The sequence below is a fragment of the Metabacillus schmidteae genome (assembly GCF_903166545.1).
GTDB classification, from domain to species: domain Bacteria; phylum Bacillota; class Bacilli; order Bacillales; family Bacillaceae; genus Metabacillus; species Metabacillus schmidteae.
The window spans coordinates 99,492-119,519 of record NZ_CAESCH010000001.1 but is presented as its reverse complement, the minus strand read 5'-3'; the positions used below and the strand labels follow the sequence as shown (position 1 = coordinate 119,519).

The window sequence follows — 20,028 nt, the reverse complement described above, 5'->3', positions numbered from 1 at the left end:
CCGTGTTTATATAAATAAAACATGTTGGGAAAATAAGTTATAGATTAAAAAGACGTTTTACCTATAAAGGCAGTAAGCTGTTTGTTAAAATAAAAGAATATGAATGAACAGGTGATTAAGATGAAAATATCCATTGTGATTGTTACACATAATCGACTGGACGAATTAGCCGAGCTTCTTGAATCGATTTCCCTCCAAACTGAGGCACCATATGAGATCATTATTGTGAATGATGGTGGAGAGAACATTGAAGAAGTTATTACTCTTTATACAGAGCTGCCGATCAAAGCAATTGAACTGCAAGAAAATGTCAAGCATGTTCGAGCCAGAAATATGGGAGTTAGTCTAGTAACGGGAGATTATATTATGCTTTGTGATGATGATGATTTACTCTCTGCAAACCATGTGGAATATGCAAAAGAAGCACTACGTGGGGCAGACTTTGTTTACTTTGACGCGGAAATTGTGACGTTTGACAAACAGGGGAAAACCCGTATTCCTATTAAAAGACGAACGTTTGCCTATCACTATGATGAGCAAGGAATGAGGAAGTTTTCGACCTATGTTCCATCAGGAAGCGTGTATAAGAAGGAATTGCATGACAGAATCGGAATGTTTGATCCAACTATGCATAACTATTGGGATTGGGATTTTATTTTAAGAGCTGCACAGGTTTGTCAGGTGAAAAGAGTACCAGTTGCCAGTGTGATATATGCATTTGCAGAGAGTGGGACAAACCAATCTGCAAGCCTAAATGATAAACGGAAAAGTTATTTGGATAAATTATGCGAAAAACATCAATTAGGATCTCTGCCACAGAAAAATTTCTTTGTTTTGTTGGAAGAGCCGGAAATGAAGGAGCGCGAAGCAAAAACAACGATTGTATGGGATGGTCAACCAATCCATACTCGTTATTGTATACGAGGGGAAACATAAGATGAATGTTAAAATTGAACAAAGCTGGAACAACTTATTAAGTGAGCAATTTCAAAAGGACTATTATAAAAAACTAATAGAGTTTTTAGATGAAGAATATAAGCAACACACAATTTTTCCAAAGCCTGACGATATTTTTCGGGCTTTAAATGAAACACCATATGGAGATGTGAAGGTTGTCATCATCGGTCAAGATCCATATCATGGAGAAGGGCAGGCACAGGGTTTAAGTTTCTCTGTTCAACCAGGGGAAAAGCTGCCTCCTTCCTTGCGAAATATTTTCACAGAGCTTTGTGAGGATATAAAGTGTGACAAGCCTGAAAATGGCTCATTAGTAGATTGGGCAAAGCAAGGTGTTCTGCTTTTAAACACAGTGTTAACAGTAAGAGAAGGTGAGCCTAATTCCCATAAAGGAAAAGGATGGGAACTCTTAACGGATGAAATCATACACGTACTAAATAATCATGAAAAGCCAATTGTCTTTATCTTATGGGGCAAGCATGCACAAGCCAAAAAACAGTTGATTACCTCACAAAAGCATTTGATTATTGAGTCGGCCCATCCAAGTCCATTTTCAGCAAGAAAAGGATTCTTTGGTAGTAGACCTTTTTCAAAGTCAAATGAATTTTTAAAGAAGCACGGGTTAGGTGAAATTGATTGGACCTTAAAAAATAAGGGAGAATGAATGATGAAAGAAACGACAATAAATTGTGTAAAGTGCAAGCATTTTTATGTGACATGGGATACAAGATTTCCAAATGGCTGCAGGGCATACGGGTTTAAATCTGCCGGCAGGCCGGCCATCATGGTAAAAAGATCATCGGGAATGGCCTGCTTAAAATATGAACAGAAGCCATTGAAGGCATAATGGAGGAATAAACGTGGATATACCAATATCAAAGCTTCTTTCTAAAATGGAAAGTGAAATAATAAAAGCGAAAAACAGTCAATCAGAAAAGGAAAGAAGAGAGCGAATTGTCGTCATTCAGTCGCTATGTGAATTAATTTTAGACGAGAAATCACCACAGGTACAACCTTTACCATCCTCTTCTCCAAGCTCAATTAATCCTGCTGAGCTTCAAAAAATGATGGGAAATATGGCAACGGTTGTTAAAAATCCAGCAAATTCCGGTTCACTTAAGGAAGAAGACGCAAACGGGGACTCTTTATTTGATTTCTAATTCCAGTATATGTTAAATCACTCCAAAGAAATCCATCATATTCTAATCTAATCGGGACACAATGATAATTAAATATCAAAGTGGAGGTTAGAGAAATGGTATATGATGAATTTTTAAATGGAGGAATCGGAATTGGGAGATTTACGATGGGAGCTTATGATGATTTCTCTTCAACAAAGCTTTCCCAAGATCGATATGATGTCTATGTAAATCAGGATTATGTTGGTCAGAAGTACTTATTAACAGCACAGGAATCCGTTTCTGATATTGATGATTTCCTGAGAAATGAAGGAATCTCTGATTTTCAATCAGTAGTAGATGGAGACCATTATCATATTAAAGCGTTAGGAAATGAACATAAAGTGGCAGATGTACTGAAGGTATATTTGCAAAATCGATAAGGGGCCGTAAAGGCTCTTTTTCATTTTGATAAAAACTCCATTATTTAGTCAAGATTTAAAGTTGAAATTATATGATAGTAGGGTAAGATGAAGGGGGAGGTGTGTTCTGATGAAGCTTTTTCTTATTCTAGGTGTAATTAATGGGTTTTTAGCAGTAGCGCTAGGAGCTTTTGGTGCCCATGGATTAGAAGGAAAGATTCCTGAAAAATACTTAAAAACATGGCAAACAGGTGTGCAATATCAAATGTTTCATGCCGGAGGCCTTTTTATCGTTGCTTTTTTAGTTGATAAGTTTACTAATATTGGCGCAGTCACAACAGCAGGATGGTTATTCTTAGCAGGTATTGTTTTATTCTCAGGAAGTCTCTATGTGCTTAGTGTGACACAAATTAGTATTTTAGGTGCCATTACTCCACTTGGCGGCTTAGCGTTTTTAGGTGGCTGGCTATTGATTGGGTATGCAGCCATTCGTTATTTATAATAGATATACATAAGTCTAAAAGCCGATCTGAGAGGATCGGCTTTTAAGCTGTTACCATTACCTCGGTGGGGCAGTAGCAAGTGCAAATTGTGGATCATAATTAAGCTCTTCATCAAATGTTACATAATCTAAATACACCATTAATAATAAATAACGCATACCTGTTTGAGGGTCGCTTAAGATTAGATGATCTCTTCCTGCTGCTTCAACCACACCTTTGAAAATTTTCGCATTCCATTCACGATTGCCTTCAAATGTCATATAAACAGTCGCCACTTTACCTCGATTTAAGCGCAAAATATTTTCAACATAAGACTGTTCCAACGGGAGCATACCAGGAATGTTTTGTGCCACTCCTTGCTGTTGTTGCTGCGGTAAAATTTGTGGTGGTTGAACACCATTTTGACCATATTGTCCATATTGTCCATATTGACTAGGATAGGCATATGTAGGATAAGGTTGTTGGTAGCCTACTCCTTGTTGCATGCCTTGCATTGGAAATCCAAAAGGTTGCTGTTGGGTTTGATTCATTGCCAAAATGACCCCTCCTTCAAATATTCATAAAACATCAGGACTGTTTGAGAAATACCAGTAATAGAAAAGAAGCAAGATGATGCCATGTGACAAAGACATTTCCTTAATCAATCTTTGCTCATTCATACGTATGTATAAGAAAAACAACTTATGACTTATCCATAAAAAAATAAATAAAGGAGAAGAAACATGTCTTATGTTTCCTTAGAAGAAATCTCAAAAGAAACCCTTCAAGTAGCGAGAGAAATTGTTAATTCTAATAAAAGATATAATATGCTTGAAAACGGACGAGAAGAACGCACTTTAAGAGAAATGGAAGAAGAATTTCTAAATCCAATGACGAAAAGCTTTTTAGTCAAGATAAACAATGAATATGTTGGTGTTCTTGATTATTTACCTGAGAACCCTAGGGATCGCTATCCATGGCTTGGATTGCTTATGATTCATCATAATCATCAAGGAAAAGGATATGGTAAAAATGCCTATGCTCTTTTTGAACATGAAGCAAGAAAAGCCGGAATGCAAATTGTTCGTTTAGCGGTACTAACAGAGAATCGTTCGGCGAAAGTATTTTGGGAGTCGCAAGGCTATAGACGGTATGAAACAAAGCCATATAAAGAGGGAAAGAAAGTAGACTGTTATGAAAAGGTGATTAAAGAAAAAACAGACCCAGAATGACATACACATTTTGAGTCTGTTTGTGGTTGATTTATTAGTTAATTTCAAAGAAGTTTTGAAGCTTTGATGAATCGAGAAGGTTTCCAACAAAGAAAGAACCAAACTCTCCATATCTAGCACTTACTTCATCAAATCTCATTTCATACACAAGCTTTTTAAACTGAAGAACATCATCAGAGAATAGGGTAACTCCCCACTCATAATCGTCAAAACCGACAGAGCCTGTAATGATTTGTTTAACTTTTCCAGCATAAGAACGACCAATTAGACCATGACTTCTCATCATATTACGACGCTCTTCCATTGTAAGCATGTACCAGTTATCATTGCCTTGGCGACGCTTGTCCATTGGATAGAAGCAGGAGTATTTAGATTGTGGAAGCTTTGGATAAAGTCTGGCGCGAACATGTGGGTTTTGATAAGGATCCTCGTTGCTTTCACCAGCCAGGTAGTTGCTAAGCTCAACAACAGATACATATGAATATGTTGGGATCGTAAACTCAGCCAGCTTTGTTTTATTAAATTCAAGCTCGATTTCATTAAGCTCTTCCATTGTCGGACGCAAGATCATCATCATGAAATCTGCTTTTTGACCAACAATTGAATACAGCGCATGACTACCCTGTTCAGCATTCTCCGTGACAGTCCATTTTTCAAGTAAGCCTAAAAATTCATGAACCGCTGCTTGTCTCTCATCACTTGATAAAAGTTTCCAAGAAGACCAGTCAATGGAACGGAAATCATGCAGACAATACCAACCATCTAATGTTTGTGCTGCTTCACTCATTTATATTCACTCCTAAACATGTTAATCGTTATGTACACACTTTTACTATATCATAGTTTGTCCGATAACCCATGTGAATAAAACTTGAACTTCATTCATGACCTAAGAGAGTAAAAAAACAAATCTGTGAGAAACTGAAAAAGGATAAAAAATTAAAGTAAAAAAAAGTTAGAGTTTTTTGAAATTAAAGAAATTGGGTATGTAAGCGTTATAGCGTAATAGAACAGTTTGAAAACAGAAATAAGTGGAGTATCCTAGATGAGGAAGCATTTTTTTATACTTTAAGAAAGATTAATTATATTAAAGGATTAAAGTATAAGAAAAACTAAGGCTTTCGCCATTTGGCGATAAGCCAAGTTTTTCTAACATAATCAAGGAGGTTTTTTTGTGTCAGATTTATTTGCAACGTTAAAAGAAAAAGTGAGCGGTCAACAAATTAAAATTGTTTTTCCGGAAGGATTAGATGAACGTATTCTAACAGCTGTAAACCGTTTATCAGGTGAAGGCATTCTTCAACCGATCTTAATTGGAAGTCAACAGGAAATTACAAACAAAGCAACTGAACTAAATTTAACATTAGACGGTGTAGACATCTATGATCCGCAAAACTACCCTGAAATGGACGAGCTTGTTGCTGCATTTGTTGAAAGACGAAAAGGAAAAGCAACGGAAGAGGATGCACGCAAAATCCTACTAGACGAAAACTACTTCGGAACAATGCTTGTACACCTTGGGAAAGCTCATGGACTTGTAAGTGGTGCTGCACATTCTACTGCTGATACTGTTCGCCCGGCTCTTCAAATCATTAAAACAAAAGAAGGCATTAAAAAGACTTCAGGTGTATTCATCATGGTTCGTGGTGAAGAGAAGTATGTATTCGCTGATTGTGCGATCAACATTGCACCAGATAGCCAAGATCTTGCCGAAATTGCGCTTGCAAGTGCGCAAACAGCTCGTATGTTTGACATTGATCCACGTGTTGCGATGCTAAGTTTCTCAACAAAGGGTTCTGCAAAATCTCCTGAAACAGAGAAAGTGGCAAATGCAGTGGAAATCGCAAAAGAATTAGATTCAAGCGTAGTTCTAGACGGTGAATTCCAATTCGACGCTGCCTTCGTACCATCTGTTGCAGAGAAAAAAGCTCCAGATTCAGTTATCAAAGGTGACGCAAACGTATTTGTTTTCCCAAGCCTTGAAGCTGGAAACATCGGCTACAAAATTGCTCAACGCTTAGGTAACTTTGAAGCTGTTGGACCAATCCTACAAGGATTAAACAAACCGGTAAATGACCTATCACGCGGATGTAATGCAGAAGATGTTTATAAATTAGCATTGATTACAGCTGCGCAGGCATAATTTTATAATGGTTAAAATGGAACTGGCTGAGTTAGTCAGTTCTTTTTGTATCTAAAAATGTTTAACTTTCCTAATGGATTAAAATTTTTTTAAAAGGTTATTTCACAAGGATTGTTACTTATAATTCTATTTTAACTCTATAGTGAAATGGCGCGGAAGTCACTCGACTCCTGCGGGAAGTGAGGAAAGGGCGAGACCCCGCAAGCAAAGCTGAGGAGGCTCGGCTTCCTCCCCGGCGCATGGAGTGACTGCAGCGCAATGAAACGGACAAATTTAAATCCAACATATTTTACTAGAATACCCCATTTCTATGGCGGAAAGTGTTTACCTACCAATTCCAAGAGGTAATTTAATAATTAATAAGAGGAAGGTCAAAACAACATATAGAATAGTATCTAAGAGATACATAAAAAGACATGAGGTGAAAGCATGGAAACAAAACCAATGTACATTAACGGCCAATGGCATCAAACAGAAACAACGATTGATGTGGAAAACCCTGCGACAAACGAAGTTATTGCCAAAAGTGCCTATGGCGGAAAAAAAGAAGCAGCAATGGCCGTTGAGGCTGCATATGACGCATTTTCAAGCTGGTCAAAGCTTATTGCCGGTGAGCGTGCAAACTACTTAAAAAAGTGGCATCAATTAATTGATCAGCATAAAGAAGAAATCGCAAACATCATGACAAAAGAACAAGGAAAGCCTCTTAAGGAAGCACTTGGAGAGGTTCAATATGCTAATAGTTTTATTGAATGGTATGCAGAAGAAGGTAAACGTATATATGGTGAGAGCATACCGAGCTCTCATCCGAATAAAAGATTGTTTGTGACGAAGCAGCCGGTAGGTGTTATGGCAGCCATTACGCCATGGAATTTCCCTGCTGCGATGATTACAAGAAAAGTAGCTCCTGCGTTAGCGGCTGGCTGTACAGCTGTCATAAAACCTGCAGAACAAACGCCATTAACAGCAATTCGACTCGTTGAACTTGCACATGAGGCAGGAATTCCAAAGGGTGTGCTCAATCTAGTTATCGGAGATGCACAGCAAATTGGTGAAGTTTGGCTAAAAGATGAACGCGTCAGAAAAATCTCCTTTACTGGTTCAACAGAGGTTGGAAAACTCTTAATGAGAGGAGCCGCTGAAACGGTTAAGAAAATCTCCTTAGAACTGGGCGGTCATGCCCCGCTAATTGTATTAGAAGATGCTGATCTCGATCAGGCTGTTGAAGGTGTCATAAGCTCTAAATTCCGAAATGCCGGTCAAACATGTGTATGTACGAACAGAGTCTATGTTCACCAATCAATCTATGAGCCTTTCATGAACAAGCTTAAAGATGCCTTCCAAAAGCTTTACGTTGGTGATGGTTTCCATGATCAAACGACGATCGGGCCATTAATTGACCGTAACGCATTAAATAAAGTGAAGAACCAGCTGGAGGATGCGTCAAATAAAGGTGGAGATATTACTTATTTAGGTCAATCATTTAATGATGAGAAGGGTTATTTTATGACACCTGTTATTGTTGGTGAGGCTACTGATGATATGTTGTGTATGACAGAAGAAACATTCGGCCCTGTTGCACCTGTTACAACTTTTGAAACGATTGAGGAAGCAGTCAAACGGGCAAATCAATCTCCTTATGGCTTAGCAGCATATGTGTTTACACAAAATATTTCCAAAGGTATCCGAATTGTAGAGGAGCTTGAATATGGAATTGTTGGATTAAATGATGGATTACCTGCTGTTGCACAAGCCCCATTCGGCGGTTTTAAACAAAGTGGACTTGGACGTGAGGGCGGTCATTATGGAATTGAAGAATTTTTAGAAGTGAAATATATTTCGTTGGGGCTTTAAGAGGTTCTGTTTAATAGGTTTATACATTAAGAAAGTATAAATTGGCAGCGAGGATGTTTAATCGACGTAGTGGCCAATTTGAAGTACAAAGTATAAGTGCAACTACGCATCACGCTTCGCCTTTACAGGCTCGCCAATCGGCGAGTTTTCTTTATGCTGGTAGGCTGATAGTGATATAATAGAGAATAGAAAAAGTTAAGGGAGTAAACAGCATGAACCAATTACAGCCTTCTTCATTAATCAACCAGCCGAAATGGAGAGTTATCGATCAATCAAGTTTGGGGCCACAGTTTGATGCAAAGCATTCTTTTGCCATAGATGATACTTTATGTGCAAGTGTGGGGAAAAATGAATCTCCAGCGACGGCTCGAACATGGGTTCATCATCAAACGATTGTTTTAGGGATACAGGATACAAAACTACCATTCTTAGAAGATGGACTCCAATTTCTTCATGATCAAGGTTACCAAGTGATTGTTCGAAATTCCGGCGGGCTAGCGGTTGTGTTGGATAAGGATGTTCTAAACATTTCCCTCATTTTCCCTGAGTCTGAAAAGGGAATTGATATAGACCGCGGGTATGACGCAATGCTTGAACTCATCAAGCATATGCTAAAAGACTATGGAGCAACTATTGAAGCAAGAGAAATCGTTGGCTCTTATTGCCCGGGCAGCTATGATTTAAGTATAAATGGAAAGAAATTTGCCGGTATCTCACAAAGGAGACTTCGTGGCGGAGTTGCAGTTCAAATCTATCTTTGTGTAACAGGAAGTGGAGAAGATCGGGCAGATCTCATTCGTCAATTTTACGAAATCTCTCTTAAAAATGAACAAACGAAATTCATCTTTCCAACAATAAAACCGGAAACGATGTCCTCTCTTAGTGATTTGCTTGGAGTTGAACTCACAGTTGAAAAGCTCTTATATCAGCTGCTTTTCACTTTAAAAGAACATAGTCAGGAACTGATTGCTTCCTCTCTAACAGTTGAAGAACAGGAAGTATTTCAGCAAAATTTGATTCGAATGATTGATCGCAATGAAAAGGTATTTTCAAAAAAGAGCTAGCCTGTTATGATTCGGCTAGCTCTTTTTCTGTTTGATTAAGTTTCTCCAGAATTCTTCTTTTTCGATACAACATAATGCCCACTTCTGATAAATCATTGATCATTGAGCGATTTGTAATAGCACCAAATAATATCCCTGCAATTGGAACCATTTGCAAAAGCTTTTTCCAGCCGAATTGATCTCGGTATGTGAAAACGACTTCGCGCCAACCTTGAAGCTGTGAAATCATCTCGGTTTTTGTTGCTTCTTTTCTTTGGTAAAACGAAGATAGCTCATTTAATATTGCCTGCTTTCCAACAATATCAGCAGAAGAAAATTGCAGGCATTTTACAATGAAAATACGCTCTTCTTTATTCTTTGGGTCATAGCCGTAGGTAATAGCAATTTCCTGCAGTGTTTTCAGAGAGAGACCTAATATGACTGGGATATCAATGGCAAGGGTGAAAATCCCTCCAACACCTGTAGTAGCTCCTTGAATGGTTGCTAGATTACCTCGATTTGTTTTTAAATTTCCACTTACTTCGTCCATAGTTGATAAAGGGAGAGACGCGATATCCTGTATAGTAAGCTCTTGTTGATTTGAATGCTTTTGAAGCTTTTTTAAGACCATTTTTTCTTGTGTTAAATATTGTCCGCCCGACTGAACGAATTGTCCAAGCTCATCTAAGAGGACCCCTATCTTTTTCTGAATAAATGATGGTGTAATTTTATCTAATAGCTTAAATGGAAGTCGTCCAATTCGTTCCCAAAACCATATCCCTTTTTGATCCTGTTCCCATTTTTCAATTGTTTTTAGCTCAGCTACTAACCAATCTTTGTTTTCCATGATCTGACCAACCTTTTAAAATGTAATGTTATAGTTAATACGTAGGGGATCCTTTAATAGTTTCAAAAAAATGAAAAGATGTACCTAATTAGGCACACCTTCCTGGTTATTACTCGGCCATTTTTTCCAAGTTTCCATTACGGTCCATTTTAAATGTTGTTGGTACTGTGCGGTCTTCTTCGTCAAATAGGACAAGCTTACGGGCGCGGTTCATGATTTTCATTAATGTTTCATAGTCTTCTTGAACGGTTACAGTATCTTGTTCTAGTTTTTCAACCTTTTTCATAAGCTCTTCATTTTGGGAAGACAGATCTTGGTTTTCCTTCTTCAAGCGTCTATTTTCACTTAGTAATGCTTCTGATTGTAGATTGTTTGTTTTATAAGACTGCAAGAATGCAATAACAGAATCCATTGTTAATCTGTTATATATACTTGCAGGCTGTTGTGTTTGTGGTATTTCTTTTGGTTGCGATGCAGGTGCAGCAGCTGTTTGGTTGCCAAATGGTGTTTTAACATCTTCATCAGCTGGCATGACCTCAGCCATATGACTCTCTAAGCTTGCTAATATTGTTTGCTCCTCTTGTTGATCAAAATCTTCCATTTCCATAGAAGGAGTATCAGGTGTATAAAGAAGCTGCTTCTTTACAGGTTGTCCTTTTCCTAATGCTCTCATTCGCTGTTTACGCTGTTTTTTCGCAAGTGATAAAGCCTTCTCATAATCATGGCGAACAACGGCATTCCAACGGAACCCACAAGCAGCAGAAGTACGATTCAATTTATCTCCGACTTCTTCAAATGCATTTAATTGAGTACTGCCTTCTCTCACATGTCGTAAAACGGTTTCAGCTAGTAATAAATCATTCTCTTCAGACCATGCGTCTTGTCTTTGTTTCATTTTTCCAACTCCCTATATAAATAGATTATTCACGTAACTGTTAGTAAGCATGGACAAGTTGAAGGTGTTTTATTCAAGTTTGTTAAGAGGATAGTAGATTTTTTTCTGAAAAGTTATTGATAGGATAAGAAAAACTAAGGTTTTCTCCATAAGGATTCGGTGATAAGGTGTGTTTTTCTAAAAAACTACTAAGAATACTGGTAAATCAATCCTTTGAAGGAAGTGAAAAATTTTTGTCCATTGCATAGCCTCTCTTGCATAAGGATGCGAATAACGGTAAAATACCACTTAGTGAAAAAACGGTAGCACGTCCTATTGAAAGAAAGGATATGAGAATCAATGGCAAATGAATTTCGTATTTGTGATGATTGCCAAGCAACAAATATAAAAACACTTGTACCTAAGTTAAAATCAGTAGATTCAGAAGCTAAGATAGATATTGCCTGCCAATCTTATTGTGGCCCGGGAAGAAAAAAATCATTCGCTTTTGTAAACAATCGTCCACTGTCAGCGCCGACAGAAGATGAACTAATTGAAAAAATCGTTCAGAAGTTATCAAAATAACATCACCTTTGTGTTTGAATGCATGGGTGATGTTTTATTTTGAGGTAGAACGGGTTTGATAGTAATTAGTGTGGTGTCTAGCTCCAGCGCCTAGACCCGAAGCACAGGACGTGCAAGTGCAGTCAATGCGACAGGACGTCGCGTCTTTGACTCTCTCGAGGTCATAAGACAAATAGGAATCTATTCTAAATCGTCTTACTTTGTCGGGTCTGAACAGGTTTGATAGTAAATAGTGTTGGTGTCTAGCTCCAGGCGCCATCGGCTCGAGGTCATAAGTCAAATAGGAATTGAAGGCAAAGAACGCCTTCTATTCCTGAGCGTCTTATGCCTGTCGGGTTTGATCAAGTTTGATAGTAATTAGTTTTGGTGTCTAGCTACAGCGCCCAGCCCCTCGAGGTCATAAGCCACAAATGAATTGAAGACAAAAAACGTCTTCTATTCATTTGCGTCTTATGCTTGTCGGGGCTGAACGGGCGCTTCCGCTTTTCTTAGTGTCGAATGATTTTGCAGATTTTGGGTGTTATTGTCGATTGGAAGTCGATATAATGGTAGTAGTGAGTAAAGTTACTAAGTAGAACGGAAGTGGAAGACAATGAAAAACGGAAAGTTGTCTGAGGAAAAGGTTTTCAAAGATCCCGTTCACCGATATATACATGTACGAGATAAAATCATTTGGGATCTTATTGGTACGAAAGAATTCCAACGATTAAGAAGAATACGTCAGTTGGGAACAACGTATTTAACATTTCATGGTGCGGAGCACAGCAGGTTTAACCACTCATTAGGAGTGTATGAAATTGTCCGCAGAATTGTGGATGATGTGTTTAAGGGCAGACCTGAATGGGATGACGAGGAGAGACTTTTATGCCTTTGTGCAGCGTTGTTGCATGATTTGGGTCATGGTCCATTCTCACATTCTTTTGAAAAAGTATTCCATCTTGATCATGAGGATTTTACGCAAGCAATCATTTTGGGAGATACAGAGGTTAATGAGGTACTAACATCTGTGGAAGAGGATTTCCCGAAGAAGGTAGCAGAGGTTATTGCCAAAACCTATGAAAATAAACAGGTTGTAAGTTTAATATCTAGCCAGATTGATGCCGATCGAATGGATTATCTGCAGCGTGATGCCTATTTTACAGGTGTTAGCTATGGACATTTTGATATGGAACGAATATTAAGAGTGATGAGGCCAAGAGAAGATCAGGTTGTGATAAAAAGCAGCGGTATGCATGCGGTTGAGGACTATATTATGAGCCGCTATCAAATGTATTGGCAGGTATATTTCCACCCGGTCACACGAAGTGCAGAAGTGATTTTAACAAAAATTCTCCATCGTGCGAAACAGCTGCACCAAGAGTTTTATGCCTTCAAGCAGGATCCTGTTCATTTTTATTCCTTATTTGAAGAAGAGCTGACTCTTCAAGACTATTTAAAATTAGATGAGTCTGTTATCATGTTTTATTTTCAGGCGTGGCAGGAAGAAGAAGATCCCATCTTGCGTGACCTTTGTGTTCGTTTTATGAACAGGCAACTGTTTAAATATGTAGAATTTAACCCAAATGTGCAAATGAAGACACTGATGGAATTAACAACATTATTTAAAAAGGCAGGAATTGACCCGGAGTATTATCTTGTTGTCGACTCTTCCTCAGATCTTCCATATGACTTTTACCGTCCTGGCGAGGAAGAAGAGAGATTACCGATTCATCTACTAATGTCGAGTGGAGATATACGTGAGTTGTCCCGAGAATCAGAAATTGTAGATGCCATATCCGGAAAAAGAAGAACAGATCATAAATTGTATTTTCCATTGGACTTAATTGAGGATTTATCAACAAAACGTGCGGCAAAAAAGAAAATCCTTGAATTATTAAATATAAAAAAATAACGGTACTTATCGATATAACAAAGAAAGAAGTTAGGAGATGACGGGGAATTGATGAAAGAACATGCGAAGCTGATGAAGGCTATTTCATCAGCGGGGGAAATCATTGGCCGGAAAAAATTGCAAAAAATGGTTTATATCGCAAAGAAAATTGATTTGCCTTTTTATGAAAAATACAATTTTCACTTTTTTGGACCATACTCTGAGGAGCTGACATTACGTATTGAGGAGCTTTGTAACTTAGGGTTTATTGATGAGGTCCACGAAAAGAAAGGCGGATATTTTCAGTATCGTTACTCTTTAACAGAAGCAGGAAATGAATTCCTTGGCCACTACGATGTGGACATGCCTCCACTGAAGAACTGCATGCTGGACTTGAATGAACAAAGCTCGAGATTTTTAGAGTTAGTTTCAACCGTATTATATTTTGACGGACTGAATAAAGAAGAGGTTAAAGACAAGGTATTTACGTTGAAAAGTAAACAACGATATACAGAAGAAGAAATTGCTGATGCCTATTCTTACATCGAAAAAATTAAACAAATCGCTCAAAACGAAACCGCTAAGCATTAATCTTGCGGTTTTTTCGCTTTTATTAGTACCCATTAGTCGAAATTCACCCCCTAATCATGGTAAGCTGAAATGTGAGTACATATAGTGAAATGTCATTATAATAGAGGAGTCTGTGATGAATTTTTTAGCCTTTCCGTTAGAAATGATTCCATATGTGGTGATTACGTTAATCATTGCTTTTACCTTACACGAGTTTGCACATGCCTATGTAGCTTATAAGTTTGGTGATCCTACTGCTAAAAGACAAGGTAGATTAACTTTATCACCATTGGCACATTTAGATCCAATTGGAACCATTTTAATTTTTATTGCAGGATTTGGGTGGGCAAGACCGGTTCCTGTGAATCGTTTCCATTTCAAACGACCGCGTTTAGCTGGAGTATTAGTTTCTATTGCAGGACCTTTAAGTAACTTTATCCTTGCCTTCTTAGGAACAGCAATTTGGTATATACTATTAACAACAAATGCGGTCTCATACATCCCGTCAATCTATGTAACAGGTCTTGAGCAATTTTTTAATATCTTTGTTTCACTTAATGTCATTTTGTTTATTTTTAACTTACTTCCATTTCCGCCATTGGATGGATATCGGATTATTGAAGACCTGGTTCCGGCGCATATTAGACCGAAGCTGGTTCAGTTTGAGAGTTATGGAATTATTATTTTCTTAGTTTTAGTCATCACACCACTTGATGCGTACACAATACAACCTATTTTTGAAATTGGGCGGGCAATTGTAATGGATATTTTCCATTTCATTCTGAGCCCATTAGTATGATGTCTTGAACATAAGGAGGTCCTTTAGATGGAAGAAAAAAAGAAAAAAAGCATTGGATTTAATATCATAAAAAGTGATCCAACAGACGGTCACGGCGGTTTCGGTGTGGGTGCACTTAGTTTAGATAATGTGTCCCCGGTTTTTATTGATATCGAAGAAGGTGAGGCTTTCGTTGATATCGGGGCTATGCATGCTAGAAGTGTCGTAGAAAAAGGAATTAAATTTTTAAAAACAAAAGAAGAGGTTCCAAACGGAAAACCATATTGGTTAGTTTGGGTCACAATTGACCGCAGAGCAGAAGGTCCTTACTATGCAGGAGTAACAGCTTGTGAGCTGACAGTAGACCGCTCAATTAGAAGAGGCTACAAATCACTGCCGGAGCATGTGAATCGCATGGATAAATCAATGAAGCGCCATATTATTGTTGATCATATGGATGATCGTTCAAAGAAGATCTTAACTAATTTCCTTAAGCATCACAATAAGGAAATGTGGGAGCTTTCTGAGCAAAAGTTAAAAGATGATTTAAAGATATAAATCGCAAATATGTCGAAAGTGTGACATATTTGTGAACAAGTTGGTAAAATCTTGTGGTTTTTCATGAAAATTAGTAGACTGAATATACAGTTTATAAAACTAGGACGCAAAAAACCCCGAGCATAGCAGGTGCTCGGGGTTTTTTGTCTTGATTTGAAAAATTTATCTGCGATTTTTTAGTATTTATCTTCGATTCTGGAGATTTATCTACGATTATTGGTGATTTATCTTCGATTCTGAAAGTTTATCTACTATTTGTCAATTTTCGACAAAAATCGACATATCCCGTTTCTGACTCTCATCTTTAATCCCACCATTTAAACTTATCTAGCCAGCTTTCCTTTTCCTTCTGGTCAGGCTGTTCTCCTTCTTGAGTATCACCATCACTCATATGTTCTTCACAATACTCAGTCGGCTCAGTGCCTTCAATAAAATACGTGAGACGCTTTGTTGGGCAATCCTTAGTGGCGAGTTTTCCACTGGCGGGGTTAATATACACTCCAACAACGCCATCTGGTGGGCGAAAAGCTTTCACAGATTGATCGTCAAGAGCTTCTTCCATAAAGGTTGACCAAATTTCCTTTGCATAGCCGCGTTCTTGAACAAGGTTAATGGTCTTTCCTTTGTCATAACCAGTCCATACGCCAACTACGAGTTGTGGAGCTAATCCAATCATCCAGCTATCTGATGAGGTTGTTCCTGATTTGCCTGCATAGTCTCGTGTAAGGGAGTCAGCAATGCTATGACCTGTGACAGATGTATAATCATTTAATGTTGTATCGAACATTCCCTTCATCATGTGTGTCGTGACGAAGGCTGCTTGTTCATTCAATACTTGCTCTTTTGGTTTTTTTGACTCAAAAATGACATTTCCTGCTGTATCTTCCACTTTTGTTACAAAGGTAGGTTCAACTTTTTTTCCGCCATTCCCAAGTATTCCGTAAGCATTAACCATGTCAATCAAACGAACAGGTGAAGTACCTAATGCAGCAGACGGATTTTTCTTAATGCCTGTGCTAAGTCCAAGAAGTTTCCCGGTTTTGATGAGCTCTTCCATCCCGATAAACATATGGGTTTTCACAGCGTAAATATTATCAGACAAAGCAATGGCCTGTAGCATCGAGATAAAGTCGTTCGCATAATAGTCGTTGTAATTACTCGGCTTATAAGAAGCTTTTCCATCATCATAAGGAAACGAAGTTGGTTCACTTTTCATTTCGGTAGATGGTGTAAAACCGTTCATAATAGCAGAGTAGTAAAGGAACGGCTTAATCGTCGAACCTGGCTGCCTTTTGGCTTGTGTAGCACGGTTGAAGGGACTGTCATCATAATTTCGTCCACCAACCAATGCTCTCACATAACCGGTCTTTGGATCCATTGCTACAACACCTGTTTGTATGTCAGACGATTCGTCGATTGTATCCTTCATTGTCTCTTCAGCGAGCTTTTGCATGTCGGTATCTAAAGTTGTATAAATTTTCAAACCTTTTGTTTGGATTGCTTGTACGTCTATGTCTAACTTGTCAGCTATCTCACTAAGCATAGCATCCTGGAAGTATGGTGCTAATCTTGGCTGAACGGTATCCGTTTTCTTTTTATAAACAAGCTCTGTTGCTAATGCTGATTGGAATTGCTTTTCCGTAATATATCCTTCATTTTTCATCATTTTTAGAATGATTTCTTGTCTTTCCTCTGCTTTTTCCCTATTTGCGTAAGGGGAGTAGAGGGTTGGTCCCTTTGGAATGCCGGCAAGCATCGCAGCTTCTGCCAAATTTAAGTCGTTTGAGCTTTTTCCGAAGTAATAATTAGCCGCGGCTTCAATTCCGTAAACTCCATGTCCATAGTAAATGGTATTTAAATAACCTTCTAAAATCCGATCCTTACTGAAATTTTGCTCTAATCGAATCGTATATAAAGCCTCATTCGCTTTTCGCTGCCATGTTTTATCATGCTCTAAAAATAAATTTCGAGCGTATTGCTGAGTAATGGTACTGGCACCCTGAACTTTTGCCATCGCTTTTAAGTCTGCTAAAGCTGCACCAGCTATTCGCTTATAATCAAAGCCATGGTGTTGATAAAAGCTTCGATCCTCTATTGAAATGGTAGCTTCAAGGAGATGTGGAGATATATGATGAATGTCTACCCAATACCGTTTTTGACCATTATGTAACTCTCCTATTTTTGATCCATCATTTGCATAAATAAGAGTTGATTGTGGAACTGATAAAGAAGGAGGACCAAGCCATTTTGCATACAACACAATGCTTAAAATGACCGTTGAAAAAAGGACTAAACCTAACAAACTAATAAAAATAAGTGCGCGTACTGTCTTAAGTGTAATTCGCAACCGTCTCGGTGTCATCACATCCATGAAGCTCACCTCCTATATTCATCATTAAAGACATACTGTTAGCCATTATGAGCCTTTTATCGGAATTTTAAACATTTTGAAAAAAAGTCATAGCTTTTTTTCTCATTTTCTGCTAGATTCATGTATAGTTTGAAGGGACAGGGGGACAGGTTCTGTGTCCCATTTTTTGGGACACAGAACCTGTCCCCTCGTCCCAAATAGAAAGGATGGTTAACATGAGTGAGTTATGGTATACAGAGAAGCAAACGAAGAATTTTGGAATTACGTTAAAAGTTAAACAAACGTTACATACAGAGCAAACTGATTTTCAATATTTAGAAATGGTGGAGACAGAAGAGTTCGGAAACATGTTGTTTCTTGATGGTATGGTAATGACTTCACAGAAGGACGAGTTTGTTTATCATGAAATGGTGGCACATGTTCCTTTGTTTACTCACCCAAACCCTGAGAATGTGCTAGTTGTTGGTGGTGGAGACGGTGGTGTTATCCGTGAAGTGTTAAAACACCCACAAGTGAAAAAAGCGACACTTGTTGATATCGATGGAAAAGTAATCGAGTACTCTAAAAAGTTTCTTCCGGAAATCGCTGGTAAGCTTGATGATCCTCGTGTAGAAGTAAAAGTAGGCGACGGCTTCATGCATATCGCAGAAAGTGAAAATGAATATGATGTAATCATGGTTGATTCTACAGAACCAATGGGACCTGCAGTAAACCTATTTACGAAAGGCTTCTATGCTGGTATCTCGAAAGCATTAAAAGAAGACGGTGTTTTCGTAGCTCAAACGGACAACCCTTGGTTCACACCGGAATTAATTACGAATGTTCAACGTGACGTTAAGGAAATTTTCCCAATCACACGTCTATACACAGCGAACATTCCAACATATCCAAGTGGACTGTGGACATTCACAATCGGTTCGAAAAAACACGACCCACTAGAGGTAAGTGAAGATCGCTTCCATGAAATTGAAACAAAATACTACACAAAAGAATTACACAAAGCTTGCTTTGTTTTACCTAAGTTTGTAAGTGATTTAATTAAGTAAATAGAAAAAGAAAAGTGAGAGAGGCAGATCTCTCACTTTTTGAATGGAGGTAATGTTCATGAAATTTGATGAAGCTTATTCAGGTAATGTATTTATTAAAAGCCACCCAAGCTACGAAGAAAGTGAAGCGGTAATCTACGGCATGCCGATGGATTGGACAGTAAGCTATCGTCCAGGCTCACGCTTCGGCCCGGCGCGTATTCGTGAAGTGTCAATCGGTCTTGAAGAATACAGCCCTTACTTAGATCGTGAATTAGAAGAAGTAAAATACTTTGATGCTGGTGATATTCCGCTGCCATTTGGTAATCCGCAAAAAAGCATCGAATTGATCGAGGAATACATTGATCAACTACTGGCAGATGATAAGTTTCCATTAGGAATGGGCGGAGAGCACCTTGTATCATGGCCGGTTATGAAAGCTATGTATAAAAAGTATCCTGATCTTGCGATTATTCATTTTGACGCTCACACAGATTTACGTGATGACTACGAAGGTGAGCCACTTTCTCACTCCACTCCAATTAAAAAAATTGCTGATTTAATTGGACCAACAAATGTTTATTCTTTTGGAATCCGTTCAGGAATGAAAGAAGAATTCCGCTGGGCAAAAGAAGTGGGCATGCACATTTCAAAATTTGAAGTGCTGGAGCCTTTAAAAGAAGTTCTGCCAAAGCTGGCTGGACGTCCTGTATACCTAACGATTGACATCGATGTTCTTGACCCTGCGCACGCACCAGGAACAGGAACAGTTGATGCCGGTGGAATAACTTCCAAAGAGCTTCTGGCTTCGATTCATGAAATCGCAAAGTCTGACATACGTGTAGTTGGCTCTGATTTAGTCGAAGTTGCTCCTATCTATGATCACTCTGAGCAAACTGCTAACACAGCAAGTAAAATTATTAGAGAAATGATTTTAGGATTAGTTCAGAAAAAATAATAGAGGGTGGAGCCTGGTACGTTGTGTATCAGGCTTTTTATTGAAAACTTTGTAATAATACAGATATAAATGTAAAAAAACAAGCCGTTTTAAAACTATGTCAACAGGATGTTTTGACCAAAATAATGGGTTGTTTTCCAACTATTAGGTCATTTGTTGAGAGATCAGCTTTTTCTAATAGGTTCATGAAAACATTGATTGACTCTGAGCATTAAGTCAAACTTCGTAAGACTATCCGCCTATGAAACAATTCAGCTGTTAAAATTATCCTCAAATATGACAAAAAAACACATGTTACGATATCCTCGTCAGCACATGAGTTGATAAGGAGGATGACATAC

The 20,028-nt window shown here is 38.2% G+C and carries 22 protein-coding genes; 17 read left to right on the top strand and 5 right to left on the bottom strand.

Translation table 11 applies throughout. The features are described from left to right. Window positions 1–120 precede the first annotated feature (120 nt). From HWV59_RS00570 to HWV59_RS00545, 6 genes are all read left to right on the top strand, one after another. Window positions 121–936, top strand: coding sequence for a glycosyltransferase family 2 protein (locus HWV59_RS00570; RefSeq protein WP_175637826.1), 816 nt, complete (start codon window positions 121–123; stop codon window positions 934–936). 1 nt (window position 937) lies between these two features. Next, window positions 938–1,621 carry a uracil-DNA glycosylase gene (locus tag HWV59_RS00565; RefSeq protein ID WP_102230498.1) on the top strand — a complete coding sequence of 228 codons (684 nt, stop codon included), beginning with the start codon at window positions 938–940 and terminating at the stop codon, window positions 1,619–1,621. 3 nt (window positions 1,622–1,624) lie between these two features. After that, the gene (locus HWV59_RS00560) at window positions 1,625–1,804 is read left to right on the top strand and encodes a uracil-DNA glycosylase (RefSeq protein WP_175637825.1); all 180 of its coding nucleotides are present in this window, start codon (window positions 1,625–1,627) and stop codon (window positions 1,802–1,804) included. 13 nt (window positions 1,805–1,817) lie between these two features. After that, a complete protein-coding gene (locus HWV59_RS00555) occupies window positions 1,818–2,117 on the top strand; it encodes a YwdI family protein (protein WP_102230496.1) in 300 nt (99 codons plus the stop codon). 95 nt (window positions 2,118–2,212) lie between these two features. Continuing rightward, the gene (locus HWV59_RS00550; RefSeq protein ID WP_235991645.1) at window positions 2,213–2,518 is read left to right on the top strand and encodes a hypothetical protein; all 306 of its coding nucleotides are present in this window, start codon (window positions 2,213–2,215) and stop codon (window positions 2,516–2,518) included. A gap of 109 nt (window positions 2,519–2,627) precedes the next feature. Then, window positions 2,628–2,999, top strand: coding sequence for a DUF423 domain-containing protein (locus HWV59_RS00545; protein ID WP_102230495.1), 372 nt, complete (start codon window positions 2,628–2,630; stop codon window positions 2,997–2,999). A gap of 57 nt (window positions 3,000–3,056) precedes the next feature. Here the strand turns inward: HWV59_RS00545 and gerQ are convergent, their stop codons facing one another. Next, window positions 3,057–3,494, bottom strand: a complete 438-nt coding sequence (gene gerQ / locus HWV59_RS00540) for a spore coat protein GerQ (protein WP_407941604.1) — start codon at window positions 3,492–3,494, stop codon at window positions 3,057–3,059. Between the two features lie 228 nt (window positions 3,495–3,722). On the opposite strand from gerQ, the gene HWV59_RS00535 reads away from it, so the two are divergent. Further along, window positions 3,723–4,211 carry a GNAT family N-acetyltransferase gene (locus tag HWV59_RS00535; RefSeq protein WP_175637824.1) on the top strand — a complete coding sequence of 163 codons (489 nt, stop codon included), beginning with the start codon at window positions 3,723–3,725 and terminating at the stop codon, window positions 4,209–4,211. Window positions 4,212–4,245: 34 nt separating this feature from the next. Here HWV59_RS00535 and hemQ read toward each other — a convergent pair whose 3' ends face one another. Beyond that, entirely contained in the window at window positions 4,246–4,998 is a 753-nt protein-coding gene (gene hemQ, locus HWV59_RS00530; RefSeq protein ID WP_102230493.1) for a hydrogen peroxide-dependent heme synthase, read from the bottom strand. Window positions 4,999–5,385: 387 nt separating this feature from the next. Here hemQ and pta point away from each other — a divergent pair, with 387 nt between their 5' ends. The 3 genes from pta (at window position 5,386) to HWV59_RS00515 (ending at window position 9,272) form a co-directional block, all read left to right on the top strand. Next, complete coding sequence (pta, locus tag HWV59_RS00525) at window positions 5,386–6,354, top strand: phosphate acetyltransferase (protein ID WP_102230492.1); 969 nt, start codon at window positions 5,386–5,388, stop codon at window positions 6,352–6,354. 444 nt (window positions 6,355–6,798) lie between these two features. After that, the gene (locus tag HWV59_RS00520) at window positions 6,799–8,208 is read left to right on the top strand and encodes an NAD-dependent succinate-semialdehyde dehydrogenase (protein WP_175639950.1); all 1,410 of its coding nucleotides are present in this window, start codon (window positions 6,799–6,801) and stop codon (window positions 8,206–8,208) included. A 212-nt stretch (window positions 8,209–8,420) separates the two neighbouring features. Beyond that, the gene (locus tag HWV59_RS00515; RefSeq protein WP_175637823.1) at window positions 8,421–9,272 is read left to right on the top strand and encodes a lipoate--protein ligase family protein; all 852 of its coding nucleotides are present in this window, start codon (window positions 8,421–8,423) and stop codon (window positions 9,270–9,272) included. Window positions 9,273–9,276: 4 nt separating this feature from the next. On the opposite strand, the gene HWV59_RS00510 is transcribed toward HWV59_RS00515, so the two are convergent. Next, window positions 9,277–10,098: an EcsC family protein gene (locus HWV59_RS00510; RefSeq protein ID WP_175637822.1), complete on the bottom strand. Its 822-nt coding sequence runs from the start codon at window positions 10,096–10,098 to the stop codon at window positions 9,277–9,279. A 109-nt stretch (window positions 10,099–10,207) separates the two neighbouring features. Beyond that, window positions 10,208–10,993, bottom strand: a complete 786-nt coding sequence (locus tag HWV59_RS00505; RefSeq protein WP_175637821.1) for an RsfA family transcriptional regulator — start codon at window positions 10,991–10,993, stop codon at window positions 10,208–10,210. A gap of 339 nt (window positions 10,994–11,332) precedes the next feature. Here HWV59_RS00505 and HWV59_RS00500 point away from each other — a divergent pair, with 339 nt between their 5' ends. The 5 genes from HWV59_RS00500 to HWV59_RS00480 all read left to right on the top strand — a co-directional run bounded on the left by HWV59_RS00500 (window position 11,333) and on the right by HWV59_RS00480 (window position 15,333). Continuing rightward, window positions 11,333–11,557, top strand: coding sequence for a DUF1450 domain-containing protein (locus tag HWV59_RS00500; protein WP_102230487.1), 225 nt, complete (start codon window positions 11,333–11,335; stop codon window positions 11,555–11,557). 592 nt (window positions 11,558–12,149) lie between these two features. After that, window positions 12,150–13,448 carry an HD domain-containing protein gene (locus tag HWV59_RS00495; protein WP_102230486.1) on the top strand — a complete coding sequence of 433 codons (1,299 nt, stop codon included), beginning with the start codon at window positions 12,150–12,152 and terminating at the stop codon, window positions 13,446–13,448. 48 nt (window positions 13,449–13,496) lie between these two features. Continuing rightward, window positions 13,497–14,018 carry a YwgA family protein gene (locus tag HWV59_RS00490; protein ID WP_175637820.1) on the top strand — a complete coding sequence of 174 codons (522 nt, stop codon included), beginning with the start codon at window positions 13,497–13,499 and terminating at the stop codon, window positions 14,016–14,018. Between the two features lie 112 nt (window positions 14,019–14,130). Beyond that, on the top strand, window positions 14,131–14,796 hold the full coding sequence (locus HWV59_RS00485) for a site-2 protease family protein (protein WP_102230484.1): 666 nt from the start codon (window positions 14,131–14,133) through the stop codon (window positions 14,794–14,796). 27 nt (window positions 14,797–14,823) lie between these two features. Continuing rightward, window positions 14,824–15,333, top strand: a complete 510-nt coding sequence (locus HWV59_RS00480) for a YwhD family protein (protein ID WP_102230483.1) — start codon at window positions 14,824–14,826, stop codon at window positions 15,331–15,333. 304 nt (window positions 15,334–15,637) lie between these two features. Here HWV59_RS00480 and HWV59_RS00475 read toward each other — a convergent pair whose 3' ends face one another. Next, on the bottom strand, window positions 15,638–17,704 hold the full coding sequence (locus HWV59_RS00475; RefSeq protein ID WP_102230482.1) for a transglycosylase domain-containing protein: 2,067 nt from the start codon (window positions 17,702–17,704) through the stop codon (window positions 15,638–15,640). A gap of 215 nt (window positions 17,705–17,919) precedes the next feature. On the opposite strand from HWV59_RS00475, the gene speE reads away from it, so the two are divergent. After that, the gene (speE, locus tag HWV59_RS00470; RefSeq protein ID WP_102230481.1) at window positions 17,920–18,750 is read left to right on the top strand and encodes a spermidine synthase; all 831 of its coding nucleotides are present in this window, start codon (window positions 17,920–17,922) and stop codon (window positions 18,748–18,750) included. Between the two features lie 58 nt (window positions 18,751–18,808). Beyond that, a complete protein-coding gene (gene speB, locus HWV59_RS00465; RefSeq protein ID WP_175637819.1) occupies window positions 18,809–19,687 on the top strand; it encodes an agmatinase in 879 nt (292 codons plus the stop codon). The last annotated feature ends 341 nt before the right edge of the window (window positions 19,688–20,028 follow it).

Excerpts from the sequence above, each read along its gene's own strand:
- HWV59_RS00475 (WP_102230482.1), bottom strand. The coding sequence starts at position 17,704 with ATGGATGTGATGACACCGAGACGGTTGCGAATTACACTTAAGACAGTA.
- HWV59_RS00480 (WP_102230483.1), top strand. The coding sequence starts at position 14,824 with ATGGAAGAAAAAAAGAAAAAAAGCATTGGATTTAATATCATAAAAAGT.
- HWV59_RS00550 (WP_235991645.1), top strand. The coding sequence starts at position 2,213 with ATGGTATATGATGAATTTTTAAATGGAGGAATCGGAATTGGGAGATTT.
- HWV59_RS00545 (WP_102230495.1), top strand. The coding sequence starts at position 2,628 with ATGAAGCTTTTTCTTATTCTAGGTGTAATTAATGGGTTTTTAGCAGTA.
- speE (WP_102230481.1), top strand. The coding sequence starts at position 17,920 with ATGAGTGAGTTATGGTATACAGAGAAGCAAACGAAGAATTTTGGAATT.
- HWV59_RS00510 (WP_175637822.1), bottom strand. The coding sequence starts at position 10,098 with ATGGAAAACAAAGATTGGTTAGTAGCTGAGCTAAAAACAATTGAAAAA.
- hemQ (WP_102230493.1), bottom strand. The coding sequence starts at position 4,998 with ATGAGTGAAGCAGCACAAACATTAGATGGTTGGTATTGTCTGCATGAT.
- HWV59_RS00565 (WP_102230498.1), top strand. The coding sequence starts at position 938 with ATGAATGTTAAAATTGAACAAAGCTGGAACAACTTATTAAGTGAGCAA.
- HWV59_RS00535 (WP_175637824.1), top strand. The coding sequence starts at position 3,723 with ATGTCTTATGTTTCCTTAGAAGAAATCTCAAAAGAAACCCTTCAAGTA.
- HWV59_RS00570 (WP_175637826.1), top strand. The coding sequence starts at position 121 with ATGAAAATATCCATTGTGATTGTTACACATAATCGACTGGACGAATTA.
- HWV59_RS00505 (WP_175637821.1), bottom strand. The coding sequence starts at position 10,993 with ATGAAACAAAGACAAGACGCATGGTCTGAAGAGAATGATTTATTACTA.
- HWV59_RS00560 (WP_175637825.1), top strand. The coding sequence starts at position 1,625 with ATGAAAGAAACGACAATAAATTGTGTAAAGTGCAAGCATTTTTATGTG.
- HWV59_RS00495 (WP_102230486.1), top strand. The coding sequence starts at position 12,150 with ATGAAAAACGGAAAGTTGTCTGAGGAAAAGGTTTTCAAAGATCCCGTT.
- gerQ (WP_407941604.1), bottom strand. The coding sequence starts at position 3,494 with ATGCAAGGCATGCAACAAGGAGTAGGCTACCAACAACCTTATCCTACA.
- HWV59_RS00520 (WP_175639950.1), top strand. The coding sequence starts at position 6,799 with ATGTACATTAACGGCCAATGGCATCAAACAGAAACAACGATTGATGTG.
- speB (WP_175637819.1), top strand. The coding sequence starts at position 18,809 with ATGAAATTTGATGAAGCTTATTCAGGTAATGTATTTATTAAAAGCCAC.
- HWV59_RS00515 (WP_175637823.1), top strand. The coding sequence starts at position 8,421 with ATGAACCAATTACAGCCTTCTTCATTAATCAACCAGCCGAAATGGAGA.
- HWV59_RS00500 (WP_102230487.1), top strand. The coding sequence starts at position 11,333 with ATGGCAAATGAATTTCGTATTTGTGATGATTGCCAAGCAACAAATATA.